The sequence below is a fragment of the Glutamicibacter sp. St.4D3 genome (assembly GCF_059728615.1).
In genome coordinates this window covers 2,421,252-2,435,177 of record NZ_AP039380.1, presented here as the reverse complement: position 1 = coordinate 2,435,177, position 13,926 = coordinate 2,421,252, and the positions used below count along the sequence as shown (strand labels likewise).

The 13,926-nt window shown below is 63.9% G+C and carries 15 protein-coding genes and 1 tRNA gene; 8 read left to right on the top strand and 8 right to left on the bottom strand.

The features are described 5' to 3' along the window. Nucleotides 1-496: 496 nt before the first annotated feature. Nucleotides 497-757, top strand: coding sequence for a hypothetical protein (locus tag AC6I21_RS11265; protein WP_138177042.1), 261 nt, complete (start codon nt 497-499; stop codon nt 755-757). 188 nt (nt 758-945) lie between these two features. On the opposite strand, the gene AC6I21_RS11260 is transcribed toward AC6I21_RS11265, so the two are convergent. Genes AC6I21_RS11260 through AC6I21_RS11250 form a run of 3 tightly spaced genes read right to left on the bottom strand, consistent with a single transcriptional unit; the run spans nt 946 to nt 3,355 of the window. After that, on the bottom strand, nt 946-1,464 hold the full coding sequence (locus AC6I21_RS11260; protein WP_171021225.1) for an HIT family protein: 519 nt from the start codon (nt 1,462-1,464) through the stop codon (nt 946-948). Next, nucleotides 1,464-1,898, bottom strand: a complete 435-nt coding sequence (locus AC6I21_RS11255) for a hypothetical protein (protein ID WP_138177045.1) — start codon at nt 1,896-1,898, stop codon at nt 1,464-1,466. The genes AC6I21_RS11260 and AC6I21_RS11255 overlap by 1 nt, the downstream gene beginning before the upstream one ends. 53 nt (nt 1,899-1,951) lie before the next feature. Beyond that, the gene (locus AC6I21_RS11250) at nt 1,952-3,355 is read right to left on the bottom strand and encodes a PucR family transcriptional regulator (RefSeq protein ID WP_138177048.1); all 1,404 of its coding nucleotides are present in this window, start codon (nt 3,353-3,355) and stop codon (nt 1,952-1,954) included. 113 nt (nt 3,356-3,468) lie between these two features. Here AC6I21_RS11250 and AC6I21_RS11245 point away from each other — a divergent pair, with 113 nt between their 5' ends. The 3 genes from AC6I21_RS11245 to gabT all read left to right on the top strand — a co-directional run bounded on the left by AC6I21_RS11245 (nt 3,469) and on the right by gabT (nt 6,768). Continuing rightward, nucleotides 3,469-5,067, top strand: coding sequence for a sodium-dependent transporter (locus AC6I21_RS11245; protein WP_138177051.1), 1,599 nt, complete (start codon nt 3,469-3,471; stop codon nt 5,065-5,067). A gap of 2 nt (nt 5,068-5,069) precedes the next feature. Then, entirely contained in the window at nt 5,070-5,216 is a 147-nt protein-coding gene (locus tag AC6I21_RS11240; RefSeq protein WP_138177054.1) for a methionine/alanine import family NSS transporter small subunit, read from the top strand. A 211-nt stretch (nt 5,217-5,427) separates the two neighbouring features. Continuing rightward, a complete protein-coding gene (gene gabT, locus AC6I21_RS11235) occupies nt 5,428-6,768 on the top strand; it encodes a 4-aminobutyrate--2-oxoglutarate transaminase (RefSeq protein WP_138177057.1) in 1,341 nt (446 codons plus the stop codon). 133 nt (nt 6,769-6,901) lie between these two features. On the opposite strand, the gene AC6I21_RS11230 is transcribed toward gabT, so the two are convergent. The 3 genes from AC6I21_RS11230 to AC6I21_RS11220 form a co-directional block, all read right to left on the bottom strand. Next, nucleotides 6,902-7,441: a GNAT family N-acetyltransferase gene (locus AC6I21_RS11230; RefSeq protein ID WP_138926627.1), complete on the bottom strand. Its 540-nt coding sequence runs from the start codon at nt 7,439-7,441 to the stop codon at nt 6,902-6,904. 81 nt (nt 7,442-7,522) lie between these two features. After that, nucleotides 7,523-8,461 carry an EamA family transporter RarD gene (rarD, locus tag AC6I21_RS11225; RefSeq protein ID WP_138926626.1) on the bottom strand — a complete coding sequence of 313 codons (939 nt, stop codon included), beginning with the start codon at nt 8,459-8,461 and terminating at the stop codon, nt 7,523-7,525. A gap of 176 nt (nt 8,462-8,637) precedes the next feature. Next, nucleotides 8,638-9,069 (bottom strand): Fur family transcriptional regulator, encoded by a 432-nt coding sequence (locus AC6I21_RS11220; RefSeq protein WP_054821600.1) that lies wholly within the window; start codon nt 9,067-9,069, stop codon nt 8,638-8,640. 112 nt (nt 9,070-9,181) lie between these two features. Here AC6I21_RS11220 and AC6I21_RS11215 point away from each other — a divergent pair, with 112 nt between their 5' ends. Further along, on the top strand, nt 9,182-10,459 hold the full coding sequence (locus AC6I21_RS11215) for an MFS transporter (protein WP_425459778.1): 1,278 nt from the start codon (nt 9,182-9,184) through the stop codon (nt 10,457-10,459). A 237-nt stretch (nt 10,460-10,696) separates the two neighbouring features. Continuing rightward, nucleotides 10,697-11,572 (top strand): zinc metalloprotease HtpX, encoded by an 876-nt coding sequence (gene htpX / locus AC6I21_RS11210; protein WP_054821548.1) that lies wholly within the window; start codon nt 10,697-10,699, stop codon nt 11,570-11,572. A gap of 89 nt (nt 11,573-11,661) precedes the next feature. On the opposite strand, the gene AC6I21_RS11205 is transcribed toward htpX, so the two are convergent. Then, nucleotides 11,662-12,150, bottom strand: a complete 489-nt coding sequence (locus AC6I21_RS11205; protein WP_054821547.1) for a YajQ family cyclic di-GMP-binding protein — start codon at nt 12,148-12,150, stop codon at nt 11,662-11,664. Between the two features lie 180 nt (nt 12,151-12,330). Between AC6I21_RS11205 and AC6I21_RS11200 the strand changes: the two genes are divergently transcribed. Then, nucleotides 12,331-12,412: transfer RNA gene (locus AC6I21_RS11200), tRNA-Tyr, on the top strand. 117 nt (nt 12,413-12,529) lie between these two features. Beyond that, nucleotides 12,530-12,910 (top strand): thioredoxin family protein, encoded by a 381-nt coding sequence (locus AC6I21_RS11195; protein WP_138177068.1) that lies wholly within the window; start codon nt 12,530-12,532, stop codon nt 12,908-12,910. Between the two features lie 6 nt (nt 12,911-12,916). Here AC6I21_RS11195 and AC6I21_RS11190 read toward each other — a convergent pair whose 3' ends face one another. Continuing rightward, nucleotides 12,917-13,870, bottom strand: coding sequence for a DNA-3-methyladenine glycosylase family protein (locus AC6I21_RS11190; RefSeq protein WP_497762395.1), 954 nt, complete (start codon nt 13,868-13,870; stop codon nt 12,917-12,919). Nucleotides 13,871-13,926: the final 56 nt, after the last annotated feature.

Genomic DNA, 13,926 nt, shown 5'->3' with positions numbered 1-13,926 from the left:
TGCAGACCAACAGACTTCAAAAAGGATCGGCCAGCTCCCATGCGGGGGCCGGCCGATCCTTTGTCATGCCGCAGTGATGTGCCATAGGTAAGTGATAACGCCGTCTATGTCGGTTTTCCTGATGCAGCTGCTGTGAGCTCGGTTCCTTTGCAGAACCGATATCGAGGGGCTGCAGAAAAACAAGTTGCGGTCCCTGGTTCACTCACCCAGGGATCGTGATCGGTGCAATGCGTTCAACGGATGACGCGAAGATCAAAGTAGGACAAAAAGATTCGCGATGCCTTCGGATTATATATCCCTTCCCTCAGCTACCCTTCCCCGGATTGCTGTTGCTGTTCTCTGCGGGTCTTGACGCTTGGCTAAATACAAGCAGGTCACAGAACCTACCTAGGCAGTTAAATACCTAGTGTGTTAATAGCTTGCAAAGGGTTGACGAAGTGCAGAAAGTAATTAGTGTGTACTAAAAGCGAAATGATGTGCGTAAGGAGATCGAGCGGTGTTGAAAATCAAGAAGATGTTAACCACTGGCGCGACGGCGCTCTGCCTGACCGCCGGGATGGTGGCCCTGGCTCCTGCCGCCCAAGCGGACACCCAAACTCGGTGGTACAACAACTTGCAGGTTTGCCAAGCGGAAACCAATGCTCGGGCGAAGCACCTGCGAAATAAGGGCTACACGGTCAGTATTCAGCGGTATTGCAAGGGGGAGCAGTACATCGGTTACAGGCCGCAGTATCAGTCGATTCTTTACTTCAACTGACACTCGCAGAAGAACTCCGAGTCTGCTGAAGGTTCGGGTGAGACTAAGGTTTAGGCTGCAAGAGCGACAGCTCGATCATTGCACCTTCGAACGCCGGCGACGCAGCCATTCGCTGCCGCTCGTGTGCTGCGCGAGCCAAAAAGGTGCCCGAAAGGTCGTCAGGTGCTCGTCCTACGTGCAGACCAGGACTAGGGAACCCGCCGCAACTCCGCCTCGGTCAGGGCGAAGGGGTGGCGCTCGGAGAACACCGCGGCACGCAGCTGCTCGGCCTTTTCGGCCCGGTCCGCCACCGGCACCCGGTGGCGCAGCTGGCGATAGAGCATGTCATCTGAATAACGGGCAAAGACGTGCTGGTGATAGTGCCACACGTGCTGGTTGCCAGCGGGCTCATTGTGCTGCCGGGTGCTGGTTCCCTCCGGAGCCCAGGCCAGTTTCATGGCCAGGGCAATCCGCCGGGTCTCACGCATAATCGCCGCGCCGACCTCATCATCAAGGTCATAGAGGGATTCAAGGTGGGCGGTGGGGATGATCATCACGTGTCCGCCGTATTTGCCGAACCCGTCACAGGCCATGATCGCCGCCGCGTGACGCGTCTGGTAGATCATGTCGGTGGGAGCGCATAGGTTCCCCTCGCTGAACGGCAGGTCATTGAGCAGCTCGCAAAACGGGCACTGGTACCCGGCCGGGGCGTGGGAATGGTGCAGCACTAATTCTCCAATTCCGCGCTGAGCTCCTCGAACACCCAGGTGAACATGTCCAGCGTGAACTCGCTGAACGTTCCTTCCTCACTGGTCCAGTTGCCGCGCGCGTTGTTGCGGCGGTAAACAATCGGATCGGGCACGTCGAGCTGGTTGACCTTGAAGCCCCAGACGAATTTTTCCTCCTCGTCCTCCAGGAACAAGAGGTAGCCGTCCTCCACCTCCAGCTCCTCAGGGTCGAAGAAGTAGTGGTAGGCCTCCATGAAGTCCTCGCAGTTACCCAGCGAACGGTAGAACTCCTCCAGCACCTGGGGGATCTGCACCCGTGACTCCTCCAGTGCCCCACCCAGTTCCGCAGCGCTCAACCCGTCACTCTGGCTCCAGGCGTCATCCAGATACTTGGGAACCAGGGAACGGAACTTCTCAATGAACATGTCAGCCATGTCAATATCCTATCGACTCACGGCCCCCGGCAGGGAACCGGGGCGGCGCTCGCTCAGGCCAGTTCCAGGGCGATTAATGCGATCCACAGCTGCACCCGGTCGCCGGTGACCGTCGGGTCGTAGCCGGAGAGCTCGGTGATCTGCTGCAGCCGGTAGCGCACCGTGTTGCGGTGCAATCCCAGCGACTCGGCCACGGCGCCGACCGAACCGTCCAGCTTGAAGTACTCGCGCAGCGTGGTCACCAGTTCGCCGCGGTTGGTCCGGTCGAATTTCTGCAGCGGCCCCAGCGCCTCGGCAGCCAGATCGTGGATGGGCACGTCCTTGGCGGTGAGCAGCAGGGAGGTCAGCGACAGCTTGGCCGGGGCATTAACCCGTTCCCCGTGGCGCAACGCCTCCAGTGCCTCAAAGTAGCTCCACCGCACCCCGCGCGCCCCCGGATAGCTGCCGCCGTAGCCAATGGACGCCTGAATCCCGGCCTTCTCCAGGTACTCGCTGATCAGCGTTACCGCCTGCGCGGCCAGCTCCTGGGGGAGCAGCATCGCCAAACGGTCATCGATCATCGAGGTGACCTGTTGCTCTAGCAGCGGGGGCAACGGCAGGCTCGGCAGCACCGACGCCGCGGAGACGGCCTGGATAAGGATGGCCACGTGGTTGCGCTGCCGGTCCAGGCCCAGCGCCCGCAGCCGGTCGGCGGCCTCGCTGCCATCCAGCGTGCCGGCCACCAGATCGGCCAGGATCTGCCCGTTGCCCAACCGGTGGGATTCAAGCAGCCGCGCCTTGTTGGCCAGCTCCAGGCCAATCAGGGACTGGGCGTACTCCACCAGCGCATCGTGCTCATAGGGTTCGGCCAGGTACAACGCCCCCTGGTCGCGCATTCCGGTGGCGATCGGCAGCTGGTGCCAGGTGCCCGTGCGGAAGTCCGGACCGTAGATTTGGGTGCCGTACAGGGAGACCGCCACGTCGGTGCCCAGCATGTTCGCCAGCTCGCCGAGCATGCTGTCCAGGCTGGAGGAGAGCAGCGTGCGGGTCAGCCGCTGGTGGGAGTTCAGCAGCTGCTGCAGCTGCTGCAGGTGGAAGCGGTTCAGTTCCTCGGCAATCAGCTTGGTGATTGCCGCGAAGGGGGTCTGGTACGGGACCTCGAAGACCGGCAGGTTGACCTCGGCGGCCGCCTTCAGGATGCTGTGCGGCACGTTCTTGTGCCCCAGCCCCGTCCCGTACCCCAGGGCAATCACCCCGTTCTCGGCCAGCAGGCGCACGAACTCGCGCTGGCTTGCGGTGGTCTTCTGGCGCACCCCGGTGGTCAGCACGATCTCCTCGCCGGTGAGGAACTCCGAAGGGTCCAGCAGCTCGGTGATCGCGGCCCACGTGATCGATGTCTCGCGGGTTTTCGAAAAGTCATTGAGCGGGCGCAAATCAAGCTCGTCATGCTCAAGCAGGGCTCCAAGGGTGATTGCCATGCTTAAAGTTTAGGCTCTGAATTGTGCGCAGCCGCGATGGGGAAAACCCCTTGACAAGGAACTAAAACAGCCATTTCACACATATGCTAGTTGTTCTAGGTTAGGTTAATCACATGAACACTCCATCTTCAGTACGAGGCGCCCGCAAGGCGACAGGACAACGCGAGGTCTTCTCCTCGCGCAAGTTGTTCATCCTGTCCGCCATCGGCTCCGCTGTCGGTCTGGGAAACATCTGGCGTTTCCCCTACGTTGCCTACGAAAACGGTGGCGGCGCATTTTTGATCCCCTACCTGGTGGCGATCCTGTGTGCCGGCATCCCGTTGCTGTTCCTTGACTACTCGGTCGGTCACCGCTTCCGCGGCTCCGCCCCGCTGGCCTACCGCCGCCTGAACCGCAAGGCCGAAGTGCTGGGCTGGTGGCAGGTGCTGATCTGCTTCATCATTGCCATCTACTACGCCGCGATCATCGGCTGGGCGGCCATGTACGCCTGGTTCTCGCTGAGCAAGGCGTGGGGCGATGACGCCGAAGGCTTCTTCATGGGCGAGTTCCTGAACGTGGCCGATAACGTCGGGGTATCCTTCGACATTGTTTCCCGCGTCTTCTTCCCGATCCTGGCCGTATGGGCGGTGACCATCATCATCATGGTGGCCGGTGTGAACAAGGGCATTGCCCGTGCGAACGTGGTCTTCATGCCGCTGCTGATCGTGATGTTCGTGCTGCTGGTGGTTCAGTCGGTCTTCCTGCCCGGCGCCATGGACGGGTTGAACGCGTTCTTCACCCCGAACTGGGAGGCCTTGATGAACCCGGCGGTGTGGGCGGCGGCGTTCGGCCACATCTTCTTCTCCCTGTCGGTGGCCTTTGGCATCATGGTCACCTACTCCTCCTACCTGCGCCGCAAGACCGACCTGACCGGCTCGGGCTACGTGGTGGCCTTCGCCAACTCGGGCTTTGAGATCCTGGCCGGCATCGGCGTGTTCGCCGCCCTGGGCTTCATGGCCCACAACACCGGGGCCGCAGTCGGCGACGTGGTCAGCGGCGGCATCGGGCTGGCGTTCATCGCGTTCCCGACCATCGTCTCGCAGGCTCCGCTCGGGGCCCTGCTGGGCGTGCTGTTCTTCGGCTCGCTGGTCTTCGCTGGCCTGACCTCATTGATCTCAATCCTTGAGGTGATTGTCGCGGCGTTCCAGGACAAGCTGGGATGGAACCGCAAGGCGGCGACCCTGATCGTCACCGTGCCGATCGGGCTGATCTCCCTGGCCCTGTTCTCCACCACCACCTCGCTGTACCTGCTGGATACGCTCGATGCCTTCGTCAACCAGTTCGGCATCCTGGCCTGCGCCCTGGTCACCGTGATCGTGGTCGGCGCCGGACTGGGGGCCCTGCCGAAGCTGGCCAAGCACCTGAACCGCCACAGCTCCATCAAGCTGGGCACCGGGTGGATGGTCCTGGTCGGCGGCGTTGGCCCGGCAGCGCTGGGTTACATGCTGCTCAACGAGCTGCAGAGCAAGATCGGCGAACAGTACTCCGGCTACCCGGCGTGGTTCAACGGGATCTTTGGCTGGGGCATGGCCGGAGCGCTGATCGTCTTCGCGGTGCTGCTCTCGCTGATTCCCTGGAGTCGTGGCTCGAAGCTCAACGACCCGGAATTCGAACAGCACAAGGCCAAGGTCCTCGATGAGGAACTGCCCGACACCACTGTGAAGAGGTACTAGCCATGACTGGAATTGCCATTGTCTTCATGATCATCGCCATGCTCACCATCTGGGGTGGGCTGGTGCTGGCACTGATCAACCTGTCACGTCACCCGGATGTACCCGATGATCCGGAAGATGACCTGATCGAGGCACCGACCCAGCTGTAGCCGGGGCTGCCAGAACACCTCGGGGCGCGGCGGTGGGGAAGCGATTCTCCACTGCCGCGCCCTTGTCTGTGCAGCTGCACAAATACTGCTTCGCGCGCCTGTGCCACGGCGGTTGGCCGCGCCGAAACCGCGTCATATCCTGCTATGAGTACGACAGACTTAGGGCCGGCAGGATCCAGGCCCGGCCCCCATTTGAGGAAAGGAGCTTGCTGTGGACGTCTCATACCGTATCGAACAGAAGCGCAAGGTAAACGGTGCATTCCCAGGTCCGAAGTCCCAGGAGCTGACCGCCCGCCGCCAGAAGTCCGTGGCCGCCGGTGTTGCCTCCACTCTTCCGGTCTACGCCGCCGATGTTGACGGCGGCATCATCGTTGACGTTGATGGCAACCAGCTCATCGACCTCGGGTCGGGCATCGCAGTGACCACCGTGGGTGCCTCCAACCAGGCGGTGGCCAAGGCGGTGGCCGAGCAGGCCGCGCGCTTCACCCACACCTGCTTCATGGTGGCCCCGTACGAGAACTACATTGAACTGGCCGAAAAGCTGGTGGCCATCACCCCGGGGGAGTTCGAAAAGCGGGCCGTGTTCTTCAACTCCGGCGCCGAGGCCGTGGAGAACGCCATCAAGGTGGCCCGTGTGGCCACCGGGCGCCAGGCCGTGGTGGCCTTCGACCACGCCTACCATGGACGCACCAACCTGACCATGGGCCTCACCGCCAAGGCCGCCCCCTACAAGCGCGGCTTCGGCCCGCTGGCCCCGGAAATCTACCGGATGCCGATGAGCTACCCGTACCGTGAGGAAAACCCGAACATCTCCGGCAAGGAAGCCGCCGAGCGCGCCATCCTGGCCATGGAAAAGCAGATCGGCGGGGACCAGATCGCCGCGATCATCATTGAACCAATCCAGGGTGAGGGCGGCTTCATCGTCCCGGCCACCGGCTTCCTGCCGCGGGTCGCCGAATGGGCCAAGGAAAACGGCATCGTGTTCATCGCCGACGAAGTCCAGGCCGGCTTCGCCCGCTCCGGCGCCTGGTTCGCCTCCGATATCGAGGGCATCGAACCAGACCTGGTGACCGTGGCCAAGGGCATCGCCGGGGGCATGCCGCTGTCCGGTGTGGTGGGCCGCGCCGAACTGCTGGACTCCGTGCACGGCGGTGGACTGGGCGGCACCTACGGCGGCAACCCGGTCGCCGTGGCCGCGGCCCTGGAGAGCATCAAGTTCATGGACGAGCAGGACCTGCCCGGCCGTGCCCGCGAAATCGAATCCCAGTTCTTCGAGCGCTTCACCGCGCTGCAGAAGGACGTCCCGGCCGTGGGTGACGTGCGCGGCCGCGGGGCCATGGTGGCCATCGAATTCGTCAAGCCCGGCGGCAAGGAGCCGGACGCGGAGCTGACCAAGAAGGTCGCCGCCCAGTGCCTGGAGGACGGTGTGCTGATCCTGACCTGCGGCACCTACGGCAACGTCATTCGCCTGCTGCCGCCGCTGGTGATCAGCGACGAACTGCTCACCGACGGCTTCGACGTGCTGGAAGCGGCCATCCGCCAGCACGCCTAGTTCTTCACCGGGACCCTGTTTTCAAGCTCGGGGATCCGGTGAGCACGACGCCGGGGTGCCAGGACCATTGGTTCTGGCACCCCGGCGTCGTTTTTGCCCCCCTGCAGCCAGCCGGCTGGGGCGGGGCGGGAGCTCAGCCCACCATCAGCTCCAGCTGGTGGCCCTCCAGTGCCCGGTCCGCATAGATGAGCCGGATGGCCTGTGCATCCGGGTTGCCCCGGTCGGGACCGCGGTAGGCCAGGGTGAATCCCAGTTTCTGGGCAACCCGTGCCGAGGCCGCATTGTGTTCCAGCAGGGAGGCGACCACCGGGGCCTCGGGGCGGTGCCGGTTCGCCTGGCCCACGGCCTGGCGCGCCACCTGCGTGGCGAAGCCCTGCCCCTGGGCGGACACCGCGAACCGGTACCCCAGGTTCCAGAAGGACTTGCGGGTAAGCGAACATCCGCCATAGCCAATGATCTGCCGGGAACCGGCGGCCCGAATCACCCAGGGGCCCAACCCCTCACGCCGCCAGCAGCCCCGCCAGGCCTCCACCATGGCCATGGTCTTCTCCACGTTGGCATGGCGTTTGGCCGGCGCATGGCTCCACACCCGGGGGTCGGCAAAGATGCGGTGCAGTTCCGGCACATCCTGCCGTTGGGGCGGGCACAGGCTCAGTTGTTGAAGGGTGGACATGAAATCACCCTAGCGAACACCACGGGCAGGGCAAGCCCCCTGCCCGGCCAGAGGCGGGGAACGCAGCACGGGTCGGCGCGCTCAGCTCACGGTCTTGGGCTCGGGCAGGGAACCGGTGCGCGGGGCACGGAACATGTCAACCACGATCAGGATCACCGCAATCCAGACCAGGATGAAGCCCACCCAGCGCTCGAGGGGCATGACCTCATGGAACACCAGCAGGCCCAGGATGAACTGGCCGATGGGAGCCAGGAACTGCAGGGAACCCAGGGTGCTCAGCGGCAGCCGGCGGGCCGCACCGCCAAACAGGATCAGCGGCACCGCGGTAATGATCCCGCTGGTGGCCAGCAGCCAGAACCCTGGGACGCCGTCGGCGAACAGCGCCGAGGTGCCCTGATAGGTCAGCACCCCAATGAAGACCAGCGCCACCGGGGTCAGGGCAATGGTTTCCACACTGAGCGTGGCCAGGGCCGTGCCCTTCTTGCCCACCTGGTTCTTGACCAGCCCGTAAAGTCCGAAGGAGAAGGCCAGGCCCAGGGAGATCCACGGGACCCGGCCCAGGCCGGCGGTGAGCACCACCACTGCCGCCACGGCGAACCCAATGGCCACCCACTGCAGGGTCGAGAGGCGTTCCTTCAGGACAAAGACGCCCAGCGCGATGGCGACCAAGGGGTTGATGAAGTAGCCCAGCGAGGCCTCCAGCACGTGCCCGGAAAGCACCGCGAAGGCGTAAAGCGTCCAGTTCACCGCGATGAGCACGCTGGCAAGGACCAGGCGGGCCGTGGTCTTCCGGTCGCGCAGCAAGGTCCCCAGGTCCCGCAGCTGCCGGGTCACCGCCAGCAGCAGGAAACAGAAGACCAGGGAAAACACCACCCGCAGCGCCACGAATTCAAACGCGGAGATCTCGGGCAGCAACAGGAAGTACAGCGGCAGCAGTCCCCAGACCAGGTATGCGCTGGTGCCTTGCAAAATGCCAATGCTGCGTGGGGAGCGCGGGGAGGCACCAGCGGTGTCAGTCATAGTCTGTGGTTGCCAATCTGTGGTGGACCGGGAAAGGGGTGCGACGCCACATTGGAAGCTGCCAAGGGGCAACGGGCGCCATTAAAGGTTACTGCTCCACCGCCCCGGTTTCGTCATCGGTTCGGTCATGCGCCCTACACAAACCGTGGTTCATCCGCCCGTGGGCCGGATGGCGCCTAACCTGCCACCACTTGATCGCCCAGCGCACAGCCTTCCTTGCACTGCCCGTAGAACAGCACGTCGGCGATGTCGATGCTGAAGCTGGTGGCCCCACCGGGGTGGAAGCAGGGGGCGGAGCCGTGGGCGCAGGGAACATTCTCCACCCGCCCGCACGTAACGCACACGGCATGGTGGTGGTTGTCGTGCGGGTCAATCTCATAACGGGCCGCCGTGCCGGGCACCGTGAACCGGCGCAGGATCCCGTGATCGGTCAGGTCGTTGACCGCGTTGTAGACCGCCTGCGAGCTGAGTGCGACCTGACCCTCGGACAGGGCGCGGGCCAGGGCCTCGGCGCTCTGGTGCGGTTCGGTGGCCAGCTGCCTAAGCAACGCCAAACGTGCACCGGTGGCCTTCAGGTCGTTATCGTGCAGCAGTTTGGCGTAATCCATACCCACCATTGCACGCAGGTGCTTGGGATCTGTCAACCGGTGATCTCGTCACATGACGGCGGGCCACCATCCCGGGAGCCGGTGAGGGGGCAAGGATGCGTAGGATCTTGGGGTGCCCAGTTTTTTGATGGATGTCGCCCCGCTGCGGCAAAGCCCGGCCTACCGCCGGTTGTGGATCGGCAACTCGCTCTCCGCCGTGGGAACCCAAATGACCCTGATCGCGGTCAGCCTGGAAGTCTATGCGCTGACCCAGTCCAGCTTCCATGTTGGCTTGCTGGGCGCGTTCACCCTGGTGCCGCTGATCATCACCGGGCTCTACGGCGGGGCCATCGCCGACACGCACGACCGGCGCAAGGTGGCGCTGTACTCGGGCCTGGCGTTGTGGGTCATCACCGGCGCGCTGGCGCTGCAGGCGTGGCTGCAGGTGGGCAGCGTGTGGGTCCTCTACGGGTTGATGGCCCTGCATTCGGCGGCCGCGGGCATCAACCAGCCCACCCGTGGGGCCATCATTCCCTCCATTGTCCGCCGCGACCTGCTGCCGGCGGCCAATTCGCTGAACATGGTCACCTTCGGGGTGGCGCAGATGGTCGGCCCGCTGCTGGGCGGGCTGCTGGTGGCCCAGTTCGGGTACCAGTGGACGTATTCCCTTGACGCCATCACGTTCACCGCGGCCGTGTGGTCGGTCTTCCGCCTGCCGGCCCTGCCGGCGGCCGAACAGGTCGCCAGACGGGGTCTTTCATCGGTCATCGACGGGCTGCGCTACCTGAAGACCCAGCCGAATATCAGCATGACCTTCCTGATCGACATGGCGGCCATGATCCTGGCGGCGCCCAGGGCGCTGCTGCCGGCCATCGGCGCGGTGATGATCGGCGGGGGAGAGACCACGGTGGGCATCCTCCTGGCCTCCGCGGCCTGTGGTGCCCTGCTGGCCGGGCTGTTCTCCGGCACCTACAGCCGGATCAACCGCCAGGGTGTGGCCGTGTTCATCAGCGTGTGCATCTGGGGTGTGGCGATCAGCGCGCTGGGCGTGATCGTGGTGCTGGCCGCCGGGCAGCCCTCCGGGCCCGAGGCGGCCAGCGGGTGGCTGCTTCCGGCGATGTTCTTCATGCTGCTGGCCGGGATCGCGGATTCCATTTCCTCGGTCTTCCGCACCACCATCTTGCAGGTCGCGGCCCCGGATCAGATGCGGGGCCGGCTGCAGGGAGTGTTCATCGTGGTGGTCGCCGGTGGGCCGCGGGTCGGGGAGATGCTCTCCGGAGGCGCCGCGGGCTTCCTGGGTGAGGGGCTGACCCTGGTGGTTGGGGGGTTGTGCTGTGTGCTGGTGGCCGTGCTGCTGGTGCGCTGGCGCCGCGGCTTCCTGCGCTACGATTCCCGCCACCCCGAACCCTAGCTCGGTGGACGGCCGAGACCTGCCGTGGCGCGCGCAGCACGCTGTGAGCTGGACGATAGGCTCGAGAGGGAACCTATGGGGCGGGGCAATCGTTGCATAAACTAAAGGATGATGAGCAAGATCAGGGGCTCGGTCCTCCAAGACGGAGGTCCTGGCCCACACATCTTGCCCACGCCTTTTGACCACGCACACTGCCAAGAAGTTCGGCTCAGTACGATACGGGAGCGATAACCCACCGTGCATCAACATAACAATGGCCTGAAAACCGCCCTGCTGCTCGGCGGTATGTTTGCCCTGCTGCTGGCCCTGGGCTCCCTGATCGCCTCAGGAACCCGGAACAGCTCCTTCATCTGGATTTTCGCGCTCATTGGCCTGGGCACCACCGCCTACGGCTACTGGAACAGTGACAAGATCGCGCTGCGTTCCATGCACGCCTACCCGGTCAGTGAACAGGAGCAGCCGGAGATGTACCGGATTGTGCGCGAGCTGTCCATGGCAGCCCAGCAGCCCATGCCGCGGCTGTACGTCTCACCCACGCAGTCACCCAACGCTTTCGCCACCGGACGCAACCCGGAAAACGCGGCGGTGTGCTGCACCGAGGGGATCCTGCGCATCCTGAACGAACGCGAGCTGCGCGGGGTGCTGGGGCACGAGCTGATGCACGTGTACAACCGGGACATCCTCACCTCCTCGGTGGCGGCGGCAATCGCCGGGGTGATCACCTCGATCGCCCAGTTCCTGATGTTCTTCGGCGCCGGGGGCGGGAACAACGAGAACCGCAACGTGAACCCCTTGGCCATCCTGGCCCTGTCGCTGCTGGCGCCGCTGGCCGCCTCGGTGATCCAGATGGCCGTCTCGCGCACCCGAGAATTCGATGCTGACGAAGATGGCGCCCGCCTGACCAACGACCCACTGGCGCTGGCCAGTGCCCTGCGTCGGCTGGAGCAGGGCATCGACCAGGCCCCGCTGGCGCAGGAAGACCAGAAGGTCGTCAACAGCTCCCACCTGATGATCGCCAACCCGTTCGGCTCCCGGCTCAAGCGCATGTTCTCCACCCACCCGTCAATGGATGAGCGCGTGGCACGCCTGGAGGCCATGGCCCGCGGCAACTAATTTTTAGGCAGCACACGCAAAAGCCGGTGTCCCATGGCGCGTTAAACGTCATGGGACACCGGCTTTCATGCTGCCGCCGGCACGCGGGGCTAGCGCAGGTTGACGAACTGCAGGTCCACATCCTCGAAGTCGCGCAGCAGTGCCATGGTGGCCTGCAGGTCATCGCGGGACTTGGAGGACACGCGCAGCTCATCGCCCTGGATGATGGACTTCACGCCCTTGGGTGCTTCGTCACGGATCAGCTTGTTGATCTTCTTCGCCACATCCTGGGCGATGCCCTCCTTGATGCTGGCCTCGATCCGGTATTCCTTGCCCGAAGCGAAAGGCTCCCCGGCATCCAGGGACTTCAGCGAGATGTTGCGCTTGACCAGCTTGGACTGGAACACGTCCAGCACTGCCTTGACCCGCTCCTCGGAGTTCGCCTTCATCAGGATCTTTTCGCCGCTGAAGTCGATTTCCGCGCCGACGCCCTTGAAGTCGTAGCGCTGCGAGATTTCCTTGCTTGCCTGGTTCAGTGCGTTGGACACTTCCTGGCTGTCCACCTTGCTGACAACATCAAATGATGAATCGCTGGCCACGAATCTTCTCCTTGTGGTTTGTTGGACTGGTGAGTGTTTGGCTCAAATCTGACTCATAGCCTACCGGTTTGCTCAGGCGTTTACCGGAGGTGATGAGCATTACAGCAAATGGGCAGCTTTCGATTTTTCATCTGCAAAAAGTTCCGGTAGAGTTATTTCTCGTTCCCACCAGAACAACCGGGCAGATTACCCGAGCGGCCAAAGGGGGCTGACTGTAAATCAGCTGGCTATGCCTTCACTGGTTCGAATCCAGTATCTGCCACAAATGATCCTCCAGATCCACAAGATCTGGAGGATTTTTTGGTTTCCGGGCAGGGGAGGCGGGCTGTTTTCCCCGCCAAACTAAGCGCCAACGCCCGAAGTCGGTTACCGTTGAACCATGGCAACAGTAGATGTAACTGAAACAGAGTTCGCGCAGCTGATCGAAGGCAATGACATCGTCCTGGTGGATTTCTGGGCAGAGTGGTGCGGACCGTGTAAGCAGTTCGGCCCGGTGTATGAACAGATTTCCGAGAAGTTCCCGGAAGTGGTGTTCGCCAAGGTGGACACCGAAGCCGAGCAGGGACTGGCCCGGGCCGCAAACATTTCCTCGATTCCGACCTTGATGGCCTTCCGCGAAAAGGTTCTGGTCTTCTCCCAGCCCGGCGCCCTGAACGGTGCCCAGCTTGAGGACCTGGTGACCGCGGTGAAGGGCATCGACATGTCCGAGGTGCACGCCCAGATCGCCGAGGAAGCCGCCCAGCAGGAAGAAACCAACTAGCTGCTGCTAGCGGTTGCGGTGATCCAACGGCGCGTAGCGTGGCCCAAAGCCCTGTTTGCGCTGCCCGGAGAGCTGCAGTAACCGGACAACTCGTTGCCGGTGTCCGGTGTACGGTTCGAGCAGCTGCAGCATCCGCTGGTCATCCACCCTGTGGCCGACCAGCACCTGGCCCACGAAATCCGCCAGGTGGTAGTCGCCAACCGAAATGTGGTCCGGTGAGCCGTGCGAGCGCTGCAGGGTCTCGGCCACCGTCCAGGGCCCGATCCCGCTGATGGAGAGCAGCGCCGCCTCCAGCGTGCCGGACCCGGTGGTGCCCGGCATCGAGTCATTCAGTCCCAGTGCCGCCCAGCGCTCCAGGCGCCGGGCCACGTGGGCCAGGCGGATCATCGTGGCGGCACGGCTGTGTTCCACCCGTGCCTGCTGCCAATGCCAGCGCGGGATCCCGGCCACGGCCTCGGGCAGCGGAAACAGCCGCATCCCCGACGGTGCGGGCCCGGGGGCCGGGCGCCCATAGTGCCTGATCAGCCACCGCCAGGCGTAGTTCGCCTCGATCCCGGTTACCCGCTGTTCCAGGATTGCCCCGGCGGCATGATCAAAAATCCTTCCGGTGCGCGGCAGGCGCACCGCCGGGTGTTCGCTGCGGCTGCGGCGCACCACATCGGGTAGCGATACGGCGAACGCCTTCTCGTCAAAGCCGCTCCAATCATCCTCGGCCCCCAGCAGCGCCGGCCCTTGGGCGAGCGCCCATTGCGCGCCCGGGCCCCAGGCGCTGAAGCTCGCCGAACGCCGGTCGGCCTCCAGCTCAATGCGCAGCGTCGCATCCCCGTCGATGGTGGCGAACACCAGCCAGGCCTGGGATTGCTCCAAGCGGATCGTTGGATCCCCAATGCCCCGGCGCAGGATGGACAGGGTGGAGCGCAGGTCAACCGGCTCGGGGCTCAGCCAGTGCTGCTGCGCCACTTTCGGTAATGGTTGCTGCGACAAGCTTTCGGTTCCCTCCCTGAATTCTGCAATGC